Source organism: Pseudomonas sp. SWRI81 (genome assembly GCF_014268545.1).
In the GTDB taxonomy this organism is placed as follows: Bacteria; Pseudomonadota; Gammaproteobacteria; order Pseudomonadales; family Pseudomonadaceae; genus Aquipseudomonas; species Aquipseudomonas hamedanensis.
The window spans coordinates 35864-59204 of sequence record NZ_JABWQS010000040.1 but is presented as its reverse complement, the minus strand read 5'-3'; the positions used below and the strand labels follow the sequence as shown (position 1 = coordinate 59204).

The following is a 23341-nucleotide window of genomic DNA, read 5'->3' as shown; positions in this document are numbered from 1 at the left end:
GTGTATCAGTCAACGTTGATGTTGTCTGACACACCGCTTTCGCGAGCAAGCCCGCTCCCACATTTGATCTCTGTCGGACAGTAGATCAGTTACAAGATACGCACCCGCAACGAACGGCCCTTGATCTTGCCGTCGTTCAAGCGCTGCAAGGCCTGCATCGCGACGGTGCGTTCCACGGCCACGAAAGCCTGGAAATCGAAGATCGCAATCTTGCCAACCTGAGCGCCGGGAATGCCGGCTTCGCCTGTCAACGCACCAAGAATGTCGCCCGGACGCACTTTGTCCTTGCGGCCGGCGCCGATGCACAGGGTGGTCATCGGCGGTTGCAGCGGTGCCAGACCCTGGGATTTCAGATTGTCGATCTGGTCCCAGTTCAGCGGCGCTTTCTGCAATTGTTCGATGGCTTGCGCACGGTGTGCTTCGGACGGCGCGACGAGGCTGATGGCAATGCCTTTCTCGCCGGCACGACCGGTACGGCCAACGCGGTGGATGTGGATTTCCGAATCGCGCGCCAGCTCGACGTTGATCACCATGTCCAGCGCATCGATGTCCAGACCACGGGCCGCAACGTCGGTGGCAACCAGTACCGAGGTGCTGCGGTTGGCAAACATCGCCAGCACCTGATCGCGATCGCGCTGTTCCAGATCGCCGTGCAGGCCGACCGCGGAAATGCCTTTGGCGGTCAGGTGATCGACGGTTTCCTGCACCTGTTGTTTGGTGAAGCAGAACGCCACGCAGGACGCCGGACGGAAATGGTGCAGGACCTTGGTCACCGCGCTCATGCGTTCTTCCGGGGAAATCTCGTAGAAGCGCTGCTCGATCTGCGTGTCGTCATGGAAGGCTTCAGCCTTGACGGTCTGCGGGTCGCGCATGAACTTCGACGCCAGTTGCTTGATGCCCACCGGGTACGTCGCGGAGAACAGCAGGGTCTGACGGCGTTCCGGGGTCTTGATGATGATGTCTTCGATGGCGTCGTAGAAACCCATGTCGAGCATGCGGTCGGCTTCGTCGAGAATCAGCGTGTTCAGGCCATCGAGTACCAGCGAACCCTTGCGCAGGTGCTGCTGAATGCGCCCCGGGGTGCCGACGATGATGTGCGCGCCGTGCTCCAGCGAAGCGATCTGCGGACCGAACGACACGCCACCGCACAGGGTCAGGACCTTGATGTTGTCTTCGGCGCGGGCCAGGCGGCGGACTTCCTTGGCGACCTGGTCGGCCAGCTCGCGGGTCGGGCAGATCACCAGCGCCTGGCAACCGAAGTAGCGCGGGTTGATCGGGTTGAGCAGACCGATGCCGAACGCGGCGGTCTTGCCGCTGCCGGTCTTGGCCTGGGCGATCAGGTCCATCCCCTTGAGGATCACCGGCAAGCTCTGCGCCTGGATCGGCGTCATCTGGGCATAACCGAGTGATTCGAGGTTAGCCAGCATGGCGGCGGACAGCGGCAGAGTATTAAAAGCGGTGGCGATGGTGGTCACGGGACTGGCCTGCAAAACAAAATGTCGCGCAGTGTAGCAGCCCCGTGACGATTTCCTCGACAGTTCTGGACGAACAGCGATTGAACCCGAGGCAGGGATTATCTGTGGCGAGGGGATTTATCCCCGCTGGGGTGCGTAGCGCCCCCCCCAAAAAAGATGAATGCGATCAGCCTGACTGGCCGAGGCGACAGCAGAAGCAGAGGGGCGCTACGCACCCCAACGGGGATAAATCCCCTCGCCACAGATAAATCCCCTCGCCACAGTAGTCCTTCACCAGCTCCAGAAGTCCTTTGGCAGAATCAGTGCTCGATGTGCTCTTCAGGACGCTTGGCGCGGCGGCCGTCTTCCTTCGACAGCTGCGAGAAAATCGTCGCGGCGAGCATGGCCATGATGCCGACTGTGACAAAGGTCAGCTGGAACGCGCCGAGTACGGTTTCCACGCCATCGTTGCCGACCTTGGCGGTGAAGCCGCCGAGCAGCGCACCGGCACACGCCACGCCGAGGCTCAGCGACAGCTGCGCCACCACCGACAGCAAGCTGTTGCCGCTGCTGGCGCTGGCATCGTCGAGGTCGATCAGGGTCACGGTGTTCATCGCCGTGAATTGCAGCGAGTTGATTGCCCCCAGCACCGCCAGCAGGCACAACAGCAGCCAGTACGGCGTCTGTTCGCTGACCAGACCCATGCTCGCCAGCATGATCCCCAGTGCCAGGGTGTTGCCGGTGAGCACGATGCGGTAGCCGAGGCGTTCGATCAGCGGTCGTGCGACCCACTTGGCAACCATCGCCGCAGCGGCCAGCGGCAACATGCTCATGCCGGCCTGGGACGGCGAATAGCCCAAGGCCACTTGCAGCAGCAACGGCACCAGAAACGGCAGGGCGCCGCTGCCCAGACGCGCGAACAGGTTGCCGAGAATGCCGACGGCGAAGGTGCGGGTCTTGAACAGCGACGGCGCGAATAGCGGATTCTCGATATGCCCGGCGCGCAACCAGTACGCCGCCAGACAGGCCATGCCGGCGAACAGCAGCAACATCACCCGCAGGTGCGGCAAGTGCAGTTCGCCGAGGCCTTCCATGGCGATGGTGATCAAGATCATCGCCGCACCGAACAGCAGAAAGCCCAGGCTATCGAAGCGTGTGCGCTCAGTGCCGCGCAGGTCGGGAATGAATTTCCACACCGCATAACAACCAATCACCCCGACCGGCAGATTGATCAGGAAGATCCAGTGCCACGTCAGGTATTCGACCATCCAGCCGCCCATGGTCGGACCGATCAGTGGGCCGAGGAGGCCGGGGATGGTGATGAAACCCATGATCCGCACCAGTTCCGAGCGCGGATAGGCGCGCAGCACTACCAGGCGCCCGACCGGCAACATCAGCGCACCGCCGAGGCCCTGAATCACCCGTGCACCGATCAGCATGCTCAGGCTGCTGGACAAGGCGCACAGCAGCGAGCCGAAGCTGAACAGCAGAATTGCGCCGAAGAAGATTTTCTTGGTGCCGAAGCGGTCGGCTATCCAGCCTGAGGCCGGGATCAACAGGGCCACGGTGAGCATGTAGGCAATGATCACGCCCTGCATGCGCAACGGGTCTTCGGCCAGATCGCTGGCCATCGCCGGCAGCGCGGTGTTGAGAATCGTCCCGTCGAGGGACTGCATGAAGAATGCAATGGCAACGACCCACGGCAACCAGCGGGCGGTGATGGCGTCGAGAGGCGGGCGGTTGGGCATGGAACCTCTGATGGGTGGTTAATCCAGATTTTTGTTCAAACATGAAACCCTGTGGCGAGGGGATTTATCCCCGCTGGGTCGCGCAGCGGCCCCAAAAAAGCGGGACTGCTGCGCAGTCCATCGGGGATAAATCCCCTCGCCACAGTTTCTATTCCAACAGTTGATCCCTGTGTGCCGGGGATCTTTGTTTTACAGCGTTAGGGTCAACCGGCTGACCAGCGCCCCCGGCAACAGCGATGACGAAGTGTTGCGCTGGCTGTAGGTACTCGCCGACAGCAGTAATTCGCGCTCCGTGGTCAACGCCTCAAGCTGCGAACCGAGCAGGCTGTAGGCGCTATCGTCGAAACGCATGGTGCTGACCGGTGCCTGGATCTCGCCGTTCTCGACCCAGAAGGTCGCGAAGCGGGTCATGCCGGTCATGCGCGCCGCCGGTTGATCCGAGTAGTTCAGGTACCATAGATTGCTGATGTACAGCCCGGTGCCCAGCTCTTTCAATATCTGTTCTTGCGACAGATCACCGGCCGCCATGTTCAACGCACTGGGCATTTCGCCGCCGCCCGCGCCGTTGGCCGCCAAACCGTATTCGGCCGCACTGCGCGAACCGACCAGTTGATCGCCGGCCTGGCCTTCGATGATCAGCCGCAGATCGCTGCGCGGATAACCTTCGGCGGAAAACGCCGGGCTTAGCGATTCACTGACCTTTTCATCCAGCGACACCAATGGGCTGAACGCCTGATCGCCGACATACAGTTTCTGCAACGGACTGCTCTTGCTGGCGATCGACTGCGCCGAGAAGCCGCCCCAACTGAGCATGCCCATGATTTCTTCCAGCGCTGCCGGTGCCAGATAGGCGCGATACTGACCTGGCGCCAAGGTGCGCAACGGACGACCAAGAAATTCAAGCTGCTCGCGTGCCTGAGCGAAACGCTTGGCGAAACCTTCGTCGCTCCAGTCGTGGCCGGCGTAGCTGGCTTTTACCGCTTCGCCGTTTTCGTGAAACAGACTGAAGTCGAAATTGAAGCTGTTGGCCTCATGCCAGCCAAACGCACCCGCCGAACTGGCGAAACCCCGGCTGATCGGGCCGGCCGCGTAAAAACCGACCAAATCCAGACCTTCAGCGGCCGCGCAGATTTGGGCCACGACATCTTCCGTGTCCGGCAGCGGATGTGCTTGTACATGCGTGCTCTGCCAGCCGTTGTGATTGAGCAGCAGATACGGATCCTGCGGCAGCAATGGCAGGGTTTCGCGCAGTTGTTGCAGGCCTTCGGCAAGACGCTGCAGATCGGCTTCCTGATCCCCGGACAAGGTGATCTGCAAGTCGGCGTGACGACCGTCGTTGATCAGTTTCAAGCCGACATTGGCCTGCTGCACCTGCCCGGCCTGGCGCACCTTGGCGTGATTGAAGCGCACGAACGCCGAGGCTTCGGCGGCGTAGCTGAGCGTGAATTGTTCCGGCTCGCGCACACTGTCGCGCAGCCAGTCGACCATGACCTTGAAGGCGTCGGACTGACGCTTGGAAATGTTCATCAGGCGTCTCCCCCAAACACATCAATGTTGCTGAATACGCAGGCCGGCGAAGCATGGCCGACGCGGATCACCTGGTTCGGTTCGCCCTTGCCGCAGTTCGGCGTGCCCAGCACCTTGACGGTGTTGGCGTCGCCGACCGCGCGCAGGCTTTTCCAGAAGTGCGCGGAAATTGCCCGGTAGTTGGGATTTTTCACCACGCCTTTAAGTTCACCCTTCTCGATCAACTGGCCCCATTCGCAGCCGAACTGGAATTTGTTGCGCGCATCGTCGATCGACCACGAACGGTTGGTGCTCATCAGAATGCCGTGTTCGATACCGGCAATCATCTGCTCCAGCGTCTGATCGCCCGGCTCGATATTGAGGTTGGCCATGCGGTCGATCGGCGGCCGGTTCCAGCCGCAGGCGCGGCTGTTGGCAACGCCGTCGAGGCCGGCGCGATACTGCGACAGCGCCCCGCCCAATGGGCGCAGCAGCAGGCCATCGCGAATCAGGAATTGTCTGCTCGCCGCGGTGCCGTCGTCGTCATGGCCGTAGCTGGCGAGTTCTTCGGGAATGCCCGGATCGAAAGTTACGTTAAGCAGCTTCGAGCCGTATTGCAGGCTGCCGAAATCGCTGGTCTTGACGAAACTGGTGCCGGCGTAATTGCGCTCGTCGCCCAAAATCCGGTCGAGTTCCAGCGGATGGCCGATGGACTCGTGGATCTGCAACATCATCTGGTCCGGCATCAACAGCAGATCGCGCGGGCCTTGCGGGGTATTGGGGGCGAGCAACAATTGCAGCGCCTGATCGGCGACTTGCGGGCCGGCACCGACCAGGCCGCAACGGCTGATCACGTCGGCGCCGCCCTGTTGGCCGAAGTTTTCACGGCCCAGGCTGCGGGTCTGGCTGTCGTTACCGTCGTAGGCGGTGACGTCGAGGCTCGGGTAGACGAAGCGCTGGGCCTGACGCAATTCGGCGCCGGCGCTGCTCAAATAAATCTGCTCGACGTGGGTAATGCCGATGCTCACCTGCCAATTGACCAGGCGCTCGTCCTTGGGCACCGAGGCGGACTCTGCACCGAGCAGTTCGAAGCATTCGCTCAGGGACGGGAAAGGCTGTTCCAGGTTGGGTGAAAAATAATCGGCGCGGTCGCTTGAGACCGGTTGCTCGCGCAGGTCGAGCAGGGCATGCGGCTTGAGCCGGCGTGCTTGCTGTTCGGCGCGTTCGAGGGCCGCTTGCAGGCCTTGCTGCGACAGGTCGTTGGTCGCGGCGTAGGCTTCGACGCCATTGACGCGCACGGTGAGCATCGCCCCTTCGTCCCGGCTCAGGCTCGGCGGTTCGGCGACATTCTTGCGCACCGACAGGTACTGCCCGGATTCGCGCGCATAGCGCAGGGAAAAGAATTCAGCGCCCGTGCGCAAGGCAGCGAAGCGCTGCTTGAGCTGGGGGTGGAAATCGAACATTCGGGAACCTCCTTGTAGGGGGAAGCGGTAGAGCGACGGCGGGGCGGGGTGAAACGGTTGCGCGAGGTCTAGAGTAGGCCTGCGTGGGGGTAGGATCAAGTGAAGAGGGGGTGTAGGAGGATTTACTGTGCAGCAGGGGATTTGTGCTGAATGGCAGGGCCTCATCGCGAGCAGGCTCACTCCTACAGTTAATCTTCAGTGTCCACAGAGTTTGTGTTCACTGGAGATCCTTGTAGGAGTGAGCCTGCTCGCGATCAGCCTTGATGCGGTGTAACTGGATTACTGAGTAACCGGGGTGATATCACGCATCGGCTTGCCCTTCACCGGCGCACCATTCGCCACGTAGTAAGCCGCATTGCTGCGCGGCAGTGGCTTGCGGCCGCGGATCTTGTCGGCGATTTTCTCGGCCATCATGATCGTCGGCGCGTTGAGGTTGCCGGTGGTGATGATCGGCATGATCGAGGCGTCGACCACGCGCAGGCTTTGCATGCCATGCACACGACCCTCGCCATCGACCACAGCCATCTCGTCGGTGCCCATCTTGCACGAGCAGGACGGGTGGAACGCGGTTTCGGCGTGCTCGCGGATAAACTTGTCGAGCTGCTCATCGGTTTGCACTTCAATGCCCGGGCTGATTTCGCGGCCACGGAACGCGTCCAGTGCCGGCTGTTGCATGATTTCCCGGGTCAGGCGGATGCCGTCGCGGAATTCCTGCCAGTCCTGCTCGGTGGCCATGTAGTTGAACAGTATGCTCGGGTGCTGGCGTGGATCCTTGGATTTGACCTGGATGCGACCACGGCTCGGCGAACGCATGGAACCCATGTGCGCCTGGAAACCGTGCTCTTTCACACCGTTGCTGCCGTTGTAGTTAATCGCCACCGGCAGGAAGTGGTACTGGATGTTCGGCCATTCGAACTCCGGGCGCGAACGGATGAAACCGCCGGCCTCGAACTGGTTGCTGGCGCCGATGCCGGTACCGTTGAACAGCCACTCGGCACCGATCGCCGGCTGGTTGTACCAGAGCAGCGACGGGTACAGCGAAACCGGTTGGGTGCAGGCATATTGCAGGTACAGCTCAAGGTGATCCTGCAGGTTTTCGCCAACGCCCGGCAGGTCGTGAACTACCGGGATGTCGAGACTTTCGAGCAGTTTCGCCGGGCCGACACCGGAGCGCTGCAGAATCTGCGGCGAGGCGATGGCGCCGGAGCACAGCAGGACTTCTTTGCGCGCCTTGGCTTCAACGCGCTCTTCGGCGTCGCCGATCAGGTAACGCACACCGACTGCGCGCTTGCCTTCAAACAGGATCTTGTCGGTCAGAGCGTGGGTGACGATGGTCAGGGTCGAACGCTGCTTGGCGATGTCGAGGTAGCCACGCGCGGTGGAAGCACGACGGCCATTCGGCGTCACGGTGCGGTCCATCGGGCCGAAGCCTTCCTGCTGGTAGCCGTTCAAATCTTCGGTGCGCGGATAGCCGGCTTGCACGCCGGCTTCGACCATGGCGTGGAACAACGGATTATTGCCGGCTTTCGGCGTGGTCACGCTGACCGGGCCGTCGCCACCGTGGTAATCGTTCGGGCCGATGTCACGGGTTTCGGCTTTGCGGAAGTACGGCAGGCAGTCGAGGTAGGACCAGTCTTCCAAGCCCGGCAGTTTCGCCCAGCCGTCGTAGTCCATGGCGTTGCCGCGGATGTAGCACATGCCGTTGATCAGCGAGGAACCGCCGAGGCCCTTGCCGCGACCGCACTCCATGCGACGGCCGTCCATGTGTGGCTCTGGATCGGTTTCGTAGGCCCAGTTGTAGCGACGGCCCTGCAGCGGGAAGGCCAGCGCGGCCGGCATTTGCGTGCGGAAATCGAGGCGGTAATCCGGACCACCGGCTTCAAGCAGCAGCACGGTGACGCCTTCGTCTTCAGTCAGACGGGTCGCCAGGGTGTTACCGGCGGAGCCGGCACCGATAATGATGTAATCGAATTCTTGGGACATTGAATGCACCCTCTTTGAAGTTGGTCAGGTCAACTGTGACCGCGCACCTGTGGCGAGGGGATTTATCCCCGTTCGGCTGCGCAGCAGTCGCAATTGCGGTGAATGAGATGTGGCCTGAGACGTTCGAGCGCAGGTGTAAGGGCTGCTTCGCAGCCCAGCGGGGATAAATCCCCTCGCCACATCAACATTCACTCGGACTTTGCTGGGTGTTAGAACACCGAGACGTAATCGCCCAGCTCGACCTGTACCGATTTGATGCGGGTGAAGTTGTTCAGCGAGCTGATTCCGTTTTCACGGCCCACGCCCGACTGCTTGTAGCCGCCGACCGGCATTTTCGCGTCGGACTCGCCCCAGGCGTTGATCCAGCAGATACCGGCTTCCAGTTGATGAATCACGCGGTGGGCGCGGTTCAGGTCTTTGGTGACGATACCGGCGGCCAGGCCGAAGTCGGTGTCGTTGGCGCGGCGGATCACTTCTTCTTCGGTTTCGTAGGAAAGGATCGCCATGACCGGGCCGAAGATTTCTTCGCGAACGATGGTCATCTCGTCGGTGCAGTCGGTGAACACGGTTGGCGCAACGAACGCGCCCTTGGCGAATTCGCCGTCGGTCAGACGACCGCCGCCGCACAGTACGCGGGCACCTTCTTCCTTACCTTTTTCGATGTAGGACAGCACGCTTTCCATGTGGGCGAAGCTGACCAGCGGGCCGAAGTTGGTGTTTTCGTCTTCCGGGTTGCCGACGCGGATGCGGGCAACGCGCTCAACGATCTTGGCTTCGAACGCGGCTTTCAGGTGCGCCGGGACGAATACGCGAGTGCCGTTGGTGCAGACCTGGCCGGAGCTGTAGAAGTTGGCCATCATCGCAGTGTCGGCGGCGCGATCGAGGTCGGCGTCGTCGCAGATGATCAGCGGCGACTTGCCGCCCAGTTCCATGGTCACGTCTTTGAGCGACGAAGCCGAGGCGCTGGCCATGACTTTCTTGCCGGTGTCGGTGCCGCCGGTGAAGGAAATTTTCTCGATGCGCGGGTGCTCGGTCAGCCAGGTGCCGACTTCACGGCCGCTGCCGGTCAGCACGTTGAACACGCCGTTCGGCACGCCGGCTTCGGTGTAGATCTCGGCCAGTTTCAGAGTAGTCAGCGAAGTGACTTCGCTTGGCTTGAAGATCATCGCGTTACCGGCGGCCAGCGCAGGTGCGGATTTCCACAGGGCGATCTGGATCGGGTAGTTCCACGCGCCGATACCGGCAACCACGCCCAGTGGCTCGCGACGGGTGTAAACGAAAGAGGTGTCACGCAGCGGGATCTGCTCGCCTTCGATGGCAGGCACCAGGCCTGCGTAGTATTCCAGCACGTCGGCGCCGGTGACGATGTCGACGTACTTGGTTTCGGAGAAGGATTTGCCGGTGTCCAGGGTTTCCAGCGCGGCCAGCTCATCGTTGCGCTCGCGCAGGATGTCGACGGCGCGACGCAGGATGCGCGAACGCTCCATGGCGGTCATCGCGGCCCAGACTTTCTGACCCTTTTCGGCGCTGACCACGGCGCGCTCGACGTCTTCCTTGGTTGCACGTTGCACCAGCGCGAGGACTTCACCGTTCGCCGGGTTGATGGCTTCGAAGGTGGCATCGCTGCCAGCGTCGGTGTACGCGCCATCGATGTAGAGTTTTTGCAGTTCGAAACGGGCCATAGTGTCCTCGCAAGTGCATTGGTGGTTGGCGTTGCCCACCGCGATCACGCTGCGGTGGAGTTCAGGGGCTGAGCGTTTTCTGTGTGCTCTAGCTCACCTGCTTGGCCAATTGGAAATCCATGTATTCGTAAGCGATCTGTTGCGCCTGCGCCGTGTCGAAAGCGTCTCCCGACAGCGCGCCGCGCAACCACAAGCCGTCAATCAACGCTGCCAGGCCTCGGGCGGCGCTGCGCGCATCTTCGAGCGGCAGCACACGGCGGAACTGGCAGCACAGGTTGGAATACAGACGGTGATCGTTGATCCGCTGCAACCTGTGCAAAGACGGCTGGTGCATGCTGGTGGCCCAGAAGGCCAGCCAGGTTTTCATTGCCGGGCCATTGACCTGGCTGGCGTCGAAGTTGCCTTCGATGATCACCTGCAGATGCGCCCGTGGGCTGTCATCTGCCAGCGCCTGACGGCGCGCGGTGACGCTCTCGCTGAGGGCGGTCATCAGGTACCGCATCGTGGCGGCGATCAGGCCGTTCTTGTCCTGAAAGTAATGACTGATGATGCCATTCGAGACACCGGCCAAACGGGCGATCAGCGCAATGCTGGCGTCCCCCATTCCGACCTGATCAACCGCCTGCAATGTGGCTTCGATCAGTTGTTGGCGGCGGATGGGTTGCATACCGACCTTGGGCATCTTGCACATCTCCTTAGGCCTTCCGACGGGCGAATGACGCCGATCGGATTGAGGGCCAGTCTATTTTGTTTTGATTGAACGTTCAATCAACAAAGAATAAGATCTGCGACAATTCGTCGCTGCCTACAGATTTTTCCTACGCGTGATGACGATAAAAACCGACACCTGAAACGGCTCGAAACCTGCGTGGTGCATGGCGCGGTTCGCGATTCGATGGACGTGTTGAAAGGGCAAGACGCTCGGGGCCAGGTTTCGGATGAACGTCCGGCATCGCTGGCCACGAAAGCGAATACGCAACGCCATTTCGGCAGGTTCGGGCTTTTTTCGGAGTGTCTTTATATCACCCGCCGGTCGGCTGCCAACTAACCGATTGATCGGGTCCCGTGTTGCCTTGTGTTCTTCTCTCGCACTGCCTGGAGCATTTGTGCCATGAGTTCTGCCTCGCTAATAAAGACCCCGCCCGAGAAGGTGACGGTCAACGGTTGGGTGTTCTACACCTCGACCGCGCTGATTCTGTTGTTGACCGCCATTTTGATCATCGCCCCGCAAGAGGCCGGCAGAATGTTGGGGATGGCCCAGGCCTGGTTGTCGCGCAGCTTCGGCTGGTACTACATGGTGGTGATCGCGGCCTACCTGGTGTTTGTGGTCGGTCTGGCGTTTTCCTCGTACGGCAAACTCAAACTGGGCAGCAAGGACGACACCCCGGATTTCAGTTACGGCGCCTGGGCGGGGATGCTGTTCTCGTCGGGCATCGGTATTTCGCTGCTGTACTTCGGCGCCTCCGAGCCGCTGGATCACTATTTCAATCCGCCAGAAGGCACGTCGGCCTCCAACATGGCCGCGCGTCAGGCGGTGCAACTGACGTTCCTGCACTGGGGCCTGCACGGCTGGGCGATCTACGCGCTGGTCGGCCTGGCCGTGGCGTACTTTGCCTATCGGCATAACCAGCCGCTGGCGTTGCGTTCGGCGCTGTATCCGCTGGTTGGCGAGCGTTGGGTCAAAGGCGCGGCCGGTCATGCGGTCGACGGCTTCGGCATGTTCGTGACCCTGCTGGGGCTGGTGACCAACCTGGGCATTGGCTCGCTGCAAGTGTCGTCCGGGCTGGAAAACCTGTTCGGCATGGAGCACAGCAACACCAATCTGCTGATCGTGATCATTGTCATGAGCACCGTGGCGACCATCGCTGCCGTGTCGGGCGTGGAAAACGGCATCCGTCGTCTGTCCAACCTGAACATCGTGCTGTTCAGCGGCCTGCTGATTTTCGTTCTGCTGTTCGGCCCGACCCTGCACTTGCTCAACGGCTTCGTGCAGAACATCGGCGACTACCTCAACGGCGTGGTGCTGAAGACGTTCGACCTGTACGTCTATGAAGGCGACAACGCCAAGTCTGATCGCTGGCTGGGTCTGTGGACTCTGTTCTATTGGGCGTGGTGGATTTCCTGGGCGCCATTCGTGGGCATGTTCATCGCACGGATCTCCCGTGGCCGCAGCGTGCGTGAGCTGGTCGCGGGCGTGCTGCTGATTCCACTGGGCTTCACCTTGGCTTGGCTGTCGATCTTCGGTAACTCGGCGCTGGATCTGGTGATGAACCAGGGCGCGGTGGAGCTGGGCAAGACGGCGCTGGAACAGCCGTCGATGGCGATCTATCAATTGCTGGAGCATTACCCGGCGTCGAAGATTGTCATTGGTGTGTCGATCTTCGTCGGCTTCGTGCTGTTCCTGACCCCGGCCGACTCCGGCGCGGTGATGATGGCGAATCTGTCGTGCAAGGGCGGCAACGTCGATGAAGACGCGCCGCACTGGCTGCGGATATTCTGGTCGGTGGTGATTACGCTGGTGACCATCGGCCTGTTGTTTGCCGGTAATTTCGAAGCCATGCAGACCATGGTGGTGCTGGCCGGTCTGCCGTTCTCGGTGGTGCTGATCTGCTTCATGTTCGGCTTGCACAAGGCGATGCGCCAGGACGTGCAGATTGAACAGGAGCAAGCGCAACTGGCCGAGCGCGGACGTCGCGGATTCAGCGAGCGTTTGACGCAGCTGGATCTGCAGCCGAGCCAATCGGTGGTGCAGCGCTTTATGGACAAACATGTGACCCCGGCACTGGAAGATGCAGCCGCGCAATTGCGCAATCAGGGGATTGAAGTGCAGACGCTGTTGGGCAAAGCCAAGCGCTGCATGGGCGTACGGGTCGAGATGGAAGAGGGCAACCCTTTCGTTTACGAAGTGAGCCTGGAGGGCTATCTGGCGACCCCGACCGAATCGGCGCAATCGGATGAGGCTCGTCAGCGTTATTACCGGGCCGAGGTGTATCTGCACAACGGTAGCCAGGATTACGACTTGATGGGCTTCACCCCGGAGCAGATCACCCGGGATGTGCTGGATCAGTTCGAGAGCCATCGGCAGCTTCTTGGCCGGGTGTATAGCTAAGCCTTGAGATTCAGCGATGCAGTCAGCTGCACCGCTGAACCATTGTGGCGAGGGGATTTATCCCCGTTGGGCTGCGAAGCAGTCCTGAAACCGTCAAACGCGGTTTTATTGAATTACCGCGATTGACGACTTGGGGCCGCTTCGCGACCCATCGGGGATAAATCCCCTCGCCACAGGTTCTTTGTTTACAGCTAGATATCTGCACTAACAAAAACGCCGCGAGAGTCTCGCGGCGTTTTTGTGTCTGGGATTCCTACCCCAGATTCTTGCCCAACAACGCATGATACAACTCGCTGTCCCCAAGGATTCCGACCACATGATTGTCATCGTGCAGCACCAGCTTGTTGCCGGTCTGATAACGGATCTGCAGTGCGTCACGCATGCCGATGTTCGAGTCCACCAGCGTCGGCTTGCGCTCCAGGCCTTCCACGGCCTGGCCCGGTGCCCAGTTCTGCAGGTTCAGCACCGAACCGTTCTGCCGCGCGCCCTTGATGGTGTTGCCTTCGGCCAGGTCCAGCCACGAATCGCCGCCCGGATCGAGGCACACCGAGCCGTTGATGCGTTTGCACTTGTCCAGCGTACGCATCAGGCTGCGCCCGCAGAGCACGTTGAGCGGGTTGGTGTGGGCGACGAAGGTGCGTACATAGTCGTCCGCCGGGTTGAGCACGATTTCTTCCGGCACGCTGTACTGGATGATCCGGCCGTCTTTCATGATCGCGATGCGGCTACCCAATTTGAGCGCCTCGTCGAGGTCGTGGCTTACAAACACGATGGTCTTGCTCAGCTTGCGTTGCAGCTCCAGCAGTTCGTCCTGCAGGCCTTGGCGGATCAGCGGGTCAAGGGCCGAGAACGGTTCGTCCATCAGCAGGATGTCGGCGTCCATCGCCAGCGCGCGGGCGAGGCCGACGCGCTGCTGCATGCCGCCGGAGAGTTCGTCGGGCTTCTTGTTGCGCCATTGCGTGAGGCCGACCAGTTCGAGTTTTTCATCGACCAGTTTCTTGCGTTCCTTCTCCGGTCGGCCCTGCATTTCCAGACCGAAACTGATGTTCTCGCGCACCGTCAGCCAGGGCATCAGGGCAAACTTCTGGAACACCATGGCAATGCGCTTGGTGCGCATCATTTTCAGTTCCGCCGGGGTGCACGAAGCGATGTCGATCTGGCGGTTTTCATGCTCGACGAACAGCTTGCCGCGGCTCACGGTGTTGAGGCCGTTGATGCAGCGCAGCAGGCTCGACTTGCCTGAGCCGGACAGGCCCATCAGCACGCAGATTTCGCCCTTGTTGATGTCCAGCGTGGCTTTTTCCACGCCGACGATCTGGCCGGTCTTCTTCAGGATCTCGTTGCGGGTCATGCCTTGGTCGAGCAGCTTGAGCGCCTCGCGTGGATCCCTGGAAAAGATTACGTCGACGTCTTCGAAGCGAATAATGCTCATGCGTCACCCCCTACTTTAGCGTCGGGTTGTTTGCAGATACGGTCGAGCATGATCGCCAGCAGTACGATTGCCAGGCCTGCTTCGAAGCCCAGCGCAATATCAGCAGTGTTCAGTGCGTTGACCACCGGTTTGCCAAGTCCGTCGGCGCCGACCAGTGCCGCGATCACCACCATCGACAGCGACAGCATGATGCACTGGGTGATGCCGGCCGCGATGCTCGGCATGGCGTGCGGCAGTTCGATCCGTGAGAGCAGTTGGCGACGCGAGCAGCCGAAGGCCTTGCCGGCGTCCATCAGTTCTTGCGGGACATCGCGGATGCCCAGGTAGGTCAGGCGGATCGGCGCCGCGATGGCGAAGACCACCGTCGAGATCAGGCCTGGCACCACACCCAGCCCGAAGAGGGTCAGGGTAGGAATGAGGTAAACGAAGGTCGGTACGGTCTGCATCAGATCGAGTACCGGCCGCATCATGGTGTAGAACATCGGTTTGTGCGCGGCGATGATGCCCAGCGGCACGCCAATCAACACGCAGACCAGGGTCGCGAACAGCACCTGGGCGAGGGTTTCCATGGTTTCCTGCCAGTAACCCAGGTTGAGGATGAGCAGGAACGAGGCCACCACGAACGCAGTCAGGCCCCATTTGCGCTGGATCATGTGAGCGAGTAGCGCGATCAGGCCAATCAAGACCAGTGGGTTGAACCAGGTCAGCGCAAACGTCACGCCGTGGATCATCGTTTCCAGTGTCACGGCGATTGCGTCGAAGGTGTTGGCGCCGTGTTGCGTCAACCATTCGACGAAGCCCGCGATGTACTGGCCTAAAGGTATTTTCTGATCAATCAGCATGGTAGTGAACGTCCGCATGCAAGGAAATTAACAGCCCGGGCAGGCACGCCTGCCCGGCATAAGCGGTGCCTCTGGAATCAAGGCGCGAGCTTGGCTTTCACGGCCTCCAGGCCAGGTTTACCGTCAATGGTGGTCACGCCAGCGAGCCAGGTTTCGAGCACCTGTGGATTCTTTTTCAGCCAGGCCTTGGCGGCCGCGTCAGGCTTCATTTTGTCGTCAAGGATGTTGCCCATCAGTTCACTTTCCATGTCGACGGTGAACTCCAGGTTTTTCAGCAACTGACCGACATTGCTGCATTCGGTGGCGTAGCCCTTGCGGGTGTTGGTGGCCACGGTGGCGGCACCGAAGTCGGGACCGAAGAAATCGTCGCCGCCGGTCAGGTATTGGATCTTGAAACGCTTGTTCATCGGGTGCGGCGCCCAGCCGAGGAAGACCACGGCGGTGTCGCGTTTCTGTGCACGGTCGACCTGCGAGAGCATGCCGGCCTCGGAGGATTCGACGACTTTGAAACCGGCGTCCTTCAGGCCAAAGGCGTTCTTGTCGATCATGCTCTGGATCAGGCGGTTGCCGTCGTTGCCCGGCTCGATGCCATAGATCTTGCCGTCGAGTTCTTTCTTGAATTTGGCGATGTCGGCGAAGTCATGCAGGCCTTTGTCGTACAGCGCTTGCGGCACGGCCAAGGTGTATTTGGCGCCCTTGAGGTTGGTGCGCACGGTTTCCACGGTGCCGGCGTCACGGTAGGCCTTGATGTCGTTCTCCATGGTCGGCATCCAGTTGCCGAGAAACACGTCCATGTTCTTGCCATCGGCCAGCGACTTGTAGGTCACGGGCACCGAGATCATGGTGGTCTTGGTCTTATAGCCGAGGGCATTGAGCACCACGGAGGTGGTGGCGGTGGTCGCGGTGATGTCGGTCCAGCCGACATCGGAGAAGTTAACGAGGCTGCACTGTGCCGGTTCTGCGGCTTGCGCCAGTAACGGCAGACTCAGCAGGGCGGCCAACAACAACGACGGGGAACCTTTCATGGATGGACTCCTTGGTGTTTTTTTTGGCAGTGTTCCGACTGTGGACCACCGCACTTATAGGTTGCGGTTGGGTGGCGTTCTGGAGACAGCTGTACCGCAGCGCCTTGCAATCGAGTCATCCCGATCATGTACCAGTGAAAATCTGACGCCTACAGGGAGGGTCGTATCCAGTACAGGGATGGTCGCTTCCAGTGTCGGTGACGTCGCTTACAGCTTTTTTCCGCCCCCGATGATCTTCTGAACTGCATAAAAACGGCGCATTTGCGGGGCGAAAACACTACGGCGCTGGTGGACATGAGTGCGTCGGTGTCAGACGCCGCACGAGCCGGCAAAAGCCCGATGATGCGGGCATTCGGCGGATCGCAGCTTGAGCGTAGCAGCTCCGCCAGCGGGTGCTTTTCACATCCGGACCGGCATCTTCAGGAGCTTCGCAGCAATGGCTATCAGCGTTTTCGACCTGTTCAAAATCGGCATCGGCCCCTCCAGTTCCCACACCGTCGGCCCGATGCGCGCCGCCGCATTGTTCGTCGAGTCGCTACGCGGCAAGCATCAGTTGGAGCAGGTGCGGCGCATCGAGGTGCAGTTGTTCGGTTCGCTGTCGGCCACCGGCATCGGCCACGGCAGCGACAACGCCGTCATCATGGGTCTGATGGGCGAATGGCCGGACGCAATCGATCCGTTGCAAATCGGCCCGCGCATTCAGGCACTGCGCGAAACCCACACGCTGTTACTTGATGGTCGCTTGTCGGTGCCGTTCGTCTGGGCGCGCGACATGCGCCTGATCGACGAAAACCTGCCGTTCCATCCCAATGCCATGACTCTGGTTGCCGAAGGTGAATCCGGTGAGCTGCACCGCGACACCTATTATTCGGTCGGCGGCGGCTTTGTCGTTGATGAGGCGCAAGCCAGCAGCGGCGTGGTCGATCTGGATCGCACCGAATTGCCTTACGACTTTTCCAGTGCGGTCGAGCTGCTCGACCTGTGCAAGAAGAACAATCTGCGCGTCGCCGAACTGATGATGGCCAACGAAAAGGTCTGGCGCAGCGAAGAAGAAATCCGCGCCGGGCTGATGAAGCTGTGGCGGGCCATGCAGGACTGTGTCGAGCAGGGCCTCAAACACGAAGGCATCCTCCCCGGCGGTTTGAACGTGCGGCGGCGCGCGGCGAAGTTGCACCGCAGCCTGCAGGAGTTGGGCAAGCCCAATGTGATCGGCTCAACCCTCAGCGCGATGGAGTGGGTCAACCTGTTCGCCCTCGCGGTCAACGAAGAGAACGCGGCGGGCGGGCGCATGGTCACGGCACCGACCAATGGCGCAGCGGGGATCATCCCGGCGGTGTTGCACTACTTTATGAAGTTCAGCGAAGCGGTCACGGACGCCAACGTCGTCGACTATTTCCTCGGCGCGGCGGCGGTCGGGATTCTGTGCAAGAAGAACGCTTCGATCTCCGGTGCCGAAGTCGGTTGCCAGGGCGAAGTCGGTTCGGCTTGCGCCATGGCGGCGGCGGGGCTGGCGGAGATTCTCGGGGCTACGCCGGAGCAGTTATGCAACGCGGCGGAGATTGGCCTGGAACACAATCTTGGTTTGACCTGCGACCCGGTCGGTGGCCTGGTGCAAGTGCCATGCATTGAGCGCAATGCAATCGCGGCAGTGAAAGCGATCAACGCGGCGCAAATGGCCCTGCGTGGCGACGGTCAGCACTTTATCTCGCTGGACCGGGTGATCCGCACCATGCGCGACACCGGCGCGGATATGCATGACAAATATAAAGAGACCTCCCGGGGTGGATTGGCGGTCAGCGCCGTTGAATGCTGAAACCGAGTTGTCTCTGTTCGCGAGCAGGCTCACTCCTACAATTTGAAATGCGTTCCCCTGTAGGAGTGAGCCTGCTCGCGATGAGGCAAGACCAGTCAAAACTGCTCACCAAACGAACACCACAACCCAGCCACGCCACCTTTTGGCGCGTCGCAATCAGACAAGAGTCGGTGTCGGTCGTGACTGCTGAGTCGCTACTTGACCGTCCATCGCCCGTGCTTGCGGTGACACTCTGTCTGAATCGCGCGCAGGCCCGTTCCCACAAGTGCTACCGATCTGCTCACAGACTGCGCAGCAGGCCCCTGGCAGCGCTTGATGGCACTTCGAAATGCCCTGTTCCGAGGTCTCGAATAGACACGTCGCGAGGTCGTTTTCAGGAGTTATTGAACGCCCATCCAATTTTAGGCATGGCAATTGCTCTGTCATAACAAAGCCCGTCTCCCAGTGAGTACGCCGGCAATAACAAGAGCCTCCGCCTGAGGCCATCACCCGCTTTGTGTGAGGAGATACCGCGATGACGTCGTTCAACTCCGGGGCCCAACCCCAGAACCGTGCGCCTCAATCCATCGGCTTTCTGCTGCTGGACAATTTCACGCTGATTTCTCTGGCGTCCGCAGTAGAACCACTGCGCATGGCCAACCAGTTGTCCGGTCGCGAGCTTTATCGCTGGAGCACCCTCACCGTCGATGGCGGTCAGGTGTGGGCCAGTGACGGTCTGCAAATCACCCCTGACGCCTCCATGCACAAAGCGCCGCCGCTGGACACCGTGATCGTCTGCGGCGGCATCGGCATCCAGCGCACCGTGACCCGTGAACACGTCTCGTGGCTGCAAAGCCAGGCGCGTCAGTCCAAGCGTCTCGGTGCGGTGTGCACCGGCAGTTGGGCGCTGGCCTGCGCCGGTCTGCTCGACGGTTTCGATTGCAGCGTGCACTGGGAATGTCTGGCGGCGATGCAGGAAGCCTTCCCGCGGGTGGCGATGAGCACACGCCTGTTCACCCTCGACCGCAACCGTTTCACTAGCTCCGGCGGCACCGCGCCGCTGGACATGATGCTGCACCTGATCAGCCGCGATCACGGTCGTGAACTGTCGGCGGCGATCTCGGAAATGTTCGTCTACGAGCGCATCCGCAACGAGCAGGATCACCAGCGCGTGCCGCTCAAGCACATGCTTGGCACCAACCAGCCGAAGTTGCAGGAAATCGTCGCGCTGATGGAGGCCAACCTGGAAGAGCCGATCGACCTGGACGAACTGGCGGTCTACGTCGCGGTGTCGCGCCGCCAGCTGGAGCGGCTGTTCCAGAAATATCTGCACTGCTCGCCGTCGCGCTATTACCTCAAGCTACGCCTGATCCGCGCCCGGCAACTGCTCAAGCAGACGCCGATGTCGATCATCGAAGTGGCCTCGGTATGTGGTTTCGTCTCCACGCCGCACTTCTCCAAGTGCTACCGCGAATACTTCGGCATCCCGCCGCGTGACGAACGCGTGGGCTCCAACACCACCCAGCAAGTGGCGATGCTGCCGCTGCCGCAGGCCATCGTGATGTCGCCGCTGTCGGGGCCGATGTCGGCGCTGAGTCAGGCGCGCAATGAGTCCACTTTTGCCAGTGTAAGGCTGTAGACCGAGTCATCGTTCTTCGCGAGCAGGCTCGCTCCCACATTCAACCGCGATCCTTCATGAGACTGCGATCTAATGTGGGAGCGGGCTTGCTCGCGAATGGGTCTTCAGGCGCGGTGGGACTGTTGGTAATCCGCCAGGGCCGGCAGCAATTGCTTGTCGATCGCCTGGCGCACCGCCGGCTGGATACTGGCGCCGCTGGTGTACATGTCCTTGACCATCTTGCGCAGTTCAAACGCGCGAACATTATCCAGACCACGCACAGCGCACTCACAGGCCTGATCGGCCGTGGTGCCGCTCGGCACCTGAATGCCCAAGGCCTTGAGCTGGCCCAGCAGATCTTCCTGGTCAATCAAATCGGCGTACATCATCACGCAAATCCTTCTGTGGCAACGGAGGTCTTGGATCGATTCTGGTAGCCACGGCCGGGCGCGGCAAGGGCGATTTGTCGCAGTGGCTATGACGACTATGAACAGGTCGTTTTCGGCTAACTGAGCCGCTTGGCGAGTGGGCACACTGGCTCCAGCTCGCTTCACGAAGGTTTGGTCACCCTCGCCTGGGCAGCTCCTCGACAGTACCCTCCTCAGCTCCGATCCTGTCACGGCTTGATCGGGGTTTTTTTTGCCTGTGAATCAGCCAGAGATTTGTTGTTCCCGCTGACGCTTTCGCGAGCAGGCTCGCCCCACTTTGGAATGCGTTCCCCTGTGGGAGCGAGCCTGACTCCGGGCGGCGTTCCGACGAAGAACGATGACGCGGTCTAACGTTGCAACACCAGAATCCGCGACAACAACTCATCCCGGTCGACATAGCAGCCCTGAAAATGCCGCGCCCCGGTCGCCGGATCGAACGCATTGCGCGCATGCAGTGTGCGGCGATTATCGAAGCACCACAGCTCGCCCGGATTGAGCCGCTGCATCAGACGAAACCGCGGCTCGCGCGTCATCGCCATAAACCGCCGATAGGCCCGATACAGGCGTGGCATCTGCTCTACCGAGGTATCGAACGCGCCGCGCAGAAAGTTCGCCATGCGAATCTCCGCGACCCGGCCCAGCGCATCCAGCGCAATGATCGGCGCCAGACAGCGGTAGTCGCTGTGCCGATCCTTGTTGCGAAATTCCACGGGGATTTCACAGAGCGCCTGAAACGAGGCTGGGTCTTCACTGCGCAACGCATCGGCAATCGCAAAACCGTCGACGAAAATACTTTCGCCACCTTCGGCGTCATTGACCAGGCAATGCAAAAACTGCAGTCCCGGTTGCAACTCGCGAGTCGGCAAATCCGTGTGCAAGGGCAGGTTGAAAGCGGTATAGGCATTGCTGTCGGCATCGGCTTTGGATTGCACGTTGAACAGCACGCCGAAATTGCTTTCGCGGATGAACGAGATGCGTTGGGCGATGAGTTTCAGCGAGCCGGGTGCGGTGGGCACGCCGCGCACCTGGGTCAGGCCGATGTCACGCACGGCAATCAGCCATTGCAGCAAGGCCGCCGGGTCTTCCATCAACGCCGTGTACTCGAACACCGGCAACTGCAAATCGCTGCGCCATAAATGGCTTTGCGGTTGGCCGGCCAGGCGTTCGGCGCGCGATTGATCGTCATAGGCATGCGCCCGCAGCCAGCCCGGGTCGAAACGGCTACGGTGGCCGTCGTGCCAGTCGAGGCACAGGCAACCCTCGGCATCGATGTGCGCGGCAGTCGGTTGCAGATCGTCGGGCGCATCGACAATTTCGAAGACCTGCTCGCGGGTGACGCTGTAGACGCACTGTTGGCACGGGCAGTTGTCCCGTAGCCAGACATGGTGGAACGGGCTGATGCGCCCGTCCGCCCATTCGACGGCAACGCGATCGGCCAGGGTCTGCACGCTACCGAGCGCGCTGATCAACGGATAAGTACGAAAATCGGCAACAACGGCAGCGGTGTTCATGGCGGCTCCTTGGCGATGGGTGGATTTACCGGGCGGGTGGCAGGGCGATGACGCGACCGAGGTAAGCGGGGGCGGGCAGGTCGGTTTGATCGGCGACGATAGCTTGCAGGCGATGCAGCGTGTCGGGGCTGAACGGCGCCGAGCGCGGTCCCGCGAGGTCGACATGCAGAAGCATTTGCTCGTTGCCAGCCAGTTCCTGCTCGTCCCCGACCTTGTGCAGGCTGTGATAGAGATGCAGGCGTTTGCTGTCGTGACCGATGATCTGCGTACGCACTTCGACCTCGGTGTCGAGCTTCACTTCGTGCAGGTAGTTGAGGTGCAGTTCGAGGGTGAACAGCGAATGGCCGCTGGCTTCGCGGTTGTTGCTGTCCATGCCGAGGCGATCCATCAAGGCGTCGGTGGCGTAGCTGAAAATCAGCAGGTAGAAGGCGTCGCGCAGGTGGCCGTTGTAGTCGACCCAGTCGGGGATGATTCTGGTCTGGTAGGTGGTGAGGCTGGGCATAGCACGGCTCCGATGTTGATATTGGCTGGACTGCCGCTTTCGCGAGCAAGCCCGCTCCCACATTGGTTTCGTGCACGACGCAGATCCCATGTGGGAGCGGGCTTGCTCGCGAAGAGGCCAGACCTGCTGACTTGTTACTCGCTGAAACTCATCCCATGCTTTTCCTTGGTGGTCTTCACCGCTTCAAGCACCGCCAGCAGGCAGTCATCACGATAGCGCTCCAGCGCCGAAATGCTGTGCCGACCGAGCTGATCAGTGGTGCCATCGACCACGTCATCAATCAGCTTGTCAGTCAGTTCCGGCGCCGGCAGATAGGTCCACGGCAACTGCAACGCCGGGCCGAACTGCGACATGAAGTGGCGCATGCCGGCATCGCCGCCCGCCAGGGTGTAAGTCAGGAATGTGCCCATGAACGACCAGCGCAAACCGGCGCCAAAGCGGATCGCATCGTCGATCTCGCCGGTGGTCGCCACGCCGTCGTTGACCAAGTGCAGCGCCTCGCGCCACAGCGCTTCAAGCAAGCGGTCGGCAATAAATCCGGGCACTTCCTTGCGCACATGCAGCGGGCGCATGCCGAGGGATTCGTAGACTTGCATGGCCGCCTGGATCGCCTCGGGCGCGGTGTGCTTGCCGCCGACCACTTCCACCAGTGGCAACAGGTAAACCGGGTTGAACGGGTGCCCGACCACGCAGCGTTCCGGGTGCGTCGAACTTTCGTAGAACTCGCTGGGCAGCAGGCCCGAGGTGCTCGATCCGATCAGCGCGTCAGGTTTGGCCGATGCGCTGATTTTGCTGTGCAGGTCCAGTTTCAGCTCCAGCCGCTCCGGGGCGCTTTCCTGAATGAAGTCGGCATCACGCACGCATTCCTCGATGGTCGCGACAAAGCGCAGGCGATCCGGTGAGGCGCCCGGCGCCAGACCGTTTTTCTCCAGCGCACCCCAGGCATTCGCGACGCGTTTGCGCAGCGCCGCTTCGGCTCCCGGCGCCGGGTCCCAGGCGACCACATCCAGACCATGGGCGAGGGCACGAGCGACCCAGCCGCTGCCGATGACACCGCTGCCGAGGGCGGCGAAGGTTTTGATTTCAGTGATAAAGCGCATGATGATTTCCTGAGAGAGTTCGGTGATACCTGTGGAAACTCTGTTCTCGTGGCGAGGGGATTTATCCCCGATCGGCTGCGAAGCAGTCGTAAAACCAGCGCTCTCGGTCTATCTGATGCCCCGGGTTGTCAGGTTTTGGGGCGGCT

The 23341-nt window shown here is 61.0% G+C and carries 17 protein-coding genes; 3 read left to right on the top strand and 14 right to left on the bottom strand.

The window, feature by feature from the left end; all coding sequences use genetic code 11:
- Window positions 1-89 precede the first annotated feature (89 nt).
- From dbpA to betI, 7 genes are all read right to left on the bottom strand, one after another.
- Window positions 90-1475: an ATP-dependent RNA helicase DbpA gene (gene dbpA, locus HU765_RS21215; protein WP_186549283.1), complete on the bottom strand. Its 1386-nt coding sequence runs from the start codon at window positions 1473-1475 to the stop codon at window positions 90-92.
- A gap of 299 nt (window positions 1476-1774) precedes the next feature.
- The gene (gene mdtD, locus HU765_RS21210; protein WP_186549281.1) at window positions 1775-3202 is read right to left on the bottom strand and encodes a multidrug transporter subunit MdtD; all 1428 of its coding nucleotides are present in this window, start codon (window positions 3200-3202) and stop codon (window positions 1775-1777) included.
- Window positions 3203-3391: 189 nt separating this feature from the next.
- Window positions 3392-4729 (bottom strand): TldD/PmbA family protein, encoded by a 1338-nt coding sequence (locus HU765_RS21205; protein ID WP_186622760.1) that lies wholly within the window; start codon window positions 4727-4729, stop codon window positions 3392-3394.
- Window positions 4729-6171 (bottom strand): TldD/PmbA family protein, encoded by a 1443-nt coding sequence (locus HU765_RS21200; RefSeq protein ID WP_186622758.1) that lies wholly within the window; start codon window positions 6169-6171, stop codon window positions 4729-4731. The genes HU765_RS21205 and HU765_RS21200 overlap by 1 nt, the downstream gene beginning before the upstream one ends.
- A gap of 279 nt (window positions 6172-6450) precedes the next feature.
- Window positions 6451-8154 (bottom strand): choline dehydrogenase, encoded by a 1704-nt coding sequence (gene betA, locus HU765_RS21195; RefSeq protein ID WP_186622756.1) that lies wholly within the window; start codon window positions 8152-8154, stop codon window positions 6451-6453.
- Between the two features lie 209 nt (window positions 8155-8363).
- A complete protein-coding gene (gene betB, locus HU765_RS21190; RefSeq protein WP_186622752.1) occupies window positions 8364-9836 on the bottom strand; it encodes a betaine-aldehyde dehydrogenase in 1473 nt (490 codons plus the stop codon).
- An 88-nt stretch (window positions 9837-9924) separates the two neighbouring features.
- Window positions 9925-10518, bottom strand: a complete 594-nt coding sequence (betI, locus tag HU765_RS21185; protein WP_042561476.1) for a transcriptional regulator BetI — start codon at window positions 10516-10518, stop codon at window positions 9925-9927.
- A gap of 486 nt (window positions 10519-11004) precedes the next feature.
- On the opposite strand from betI, the gene HU765_RS21180 reads away from it, so the two are divergent.
- Window positions 11005-12945 (top strand): BCCT family transporter, encoded by a 1941-nt coding sequence (locus HU765_RS21180; RefSeq protein ID WP_346727552.1) that lies wholly within the window; start codon window positions 11005-11007, stop codon window positions 12943-12945.
- Between the two features lie 253 nt (window positions 12946-13198).
- On the opposite strand, the gene choV is transcribed toward HU765_RS21180, so the two are convergent.
- The 3 genes from choV to HU765_RS21165 all read right to left on the bottom strand — a co-directional run bounded on the left by choV (window position 13199) and on the right by HU765_RS21165 (window position 16244).
- Window positions 13199-14377 (bottom strand): choline ABC transporter ATP-binding protein, encoded by a 1179-nt coding sequence (gene choV, locus HU765_RS21175; protein ID WP_186622748.1) that lies wholly within the window; start codon window positions 14375-14377, stop codon window positions 13199-13201.
- Window positions 14374-15219, bottom strand: a complete 846-nt coding sequence (gene choW / locus HU765_RS21170) for a choline ABC transporter permease subunit (RefSeq protein WP_186622747.1) — start codon at window positions 15217-15219, stop codon at window positions 14374-14376. The genes choV and choW overlap by 4 nt, the downstream gene beginning before the upstream one ends.
- Window positions 15220-15296: 77 nt before the next feature.
- Window positions 15297-16244 carry a choline ABC transporter substrate-binding protein gene (locus HU765_RS21165; protein ID WP_186549266.1) on the bottom strand — a complete coding sequence of 316 codons (948 nt, stop codon included), beginning with the start codon at window positions 16242-16244 and terminating at the stop codon, window positions 15297-15299.
- 436 nt (window positions 16245-16680) lie between these two features.
- Here HU765_RS21165 and HU765_RS21160 point away from each other — a divergent pair, with 436 nt between their 5' ends.
- Both HU765_RS21160 and HU765_RS21155 read left to right on the top strand, forming a co-directional pair.
- A complete protein-coding gene (locus HU765_RS21160) occupies window positions 16681-18057 on the top strand; it encodes an L-serine ammonia-lyase (protein WP_186549264.1) in 1377 nt (458 codons plus the stop codon).
- A gap of 514 nt (window positions 18058-18571) precedes the next feature.
- The gene (locus HU765_RS21155; protein WP_007949927.1) at window positions 18572-19675 is read left to right on the top strand and encodes a GlxA family transcriptional regulator; all 1104 of its coding nucleotides are present in this window, start codon (window positions 18572-18574) and stop codon (window positions 19673-19675) included.
- A 104-nt stretch (window positions 19676-19779) separates the two neighbouring features.
- Here the strand turns inward: HU765_RS21155 and HU765_RS21150 are convergent, their stop codons facing one another.
- The 4 genes from HU765_RS21150 to HU765_RS21135 form a co-directional block, all read right to left on the bottom strand.
- The gene (locus tag HU765_RS21150; RefSeq protein WP_186549262.1) at window positions 19780-20043 is read right to left on the bottom strand and encodes a hypothetical protein; all 264 of its coding nucleotides are present in this window, start codon (window positions 20041-20043) and stop codon (window positions 19780-19782) included.
- Between the two features lie 386 nt (window positions 20044-20429).
- On the bottom strand, window positions 20430-21593 hold the full coding sequence (locus HU765_RS21145; RefSeq protein WP_186549260.1) for a gamma-butyrobetaine dioxygenase: 1164 nt from the start codon (window positions 21591-21593) through the stop codon (window positions 20430-20432).
- Between the two features lie 25 nt (window positions 21594-21618).
- On the bottom strand, window positions 21619-22095 hold the full coding sequence (locus tag HU765_RS21140) for a thioesterase family protein (protein WP_186622746.1): 477 nt from the start codon (window positions 22093-22095) through the stop codon (window positions 21619-21621).
- A gap of 134 nt (window positions 22096-22229) precedes the next feature.
- Window positions 22230-23195: an L-carnitine dehydrogenase gene (locus tag HU765_RS21135; RefSeq protein WP_186622745.1), complete on the bottom strand. Its 966-nt coding sequence runs from the start codon at window positions 23193-23195 to the stop codon at window positions 22230-22232.
- Window positions 23196-23341: the final 146 nt, after the last annotated feature.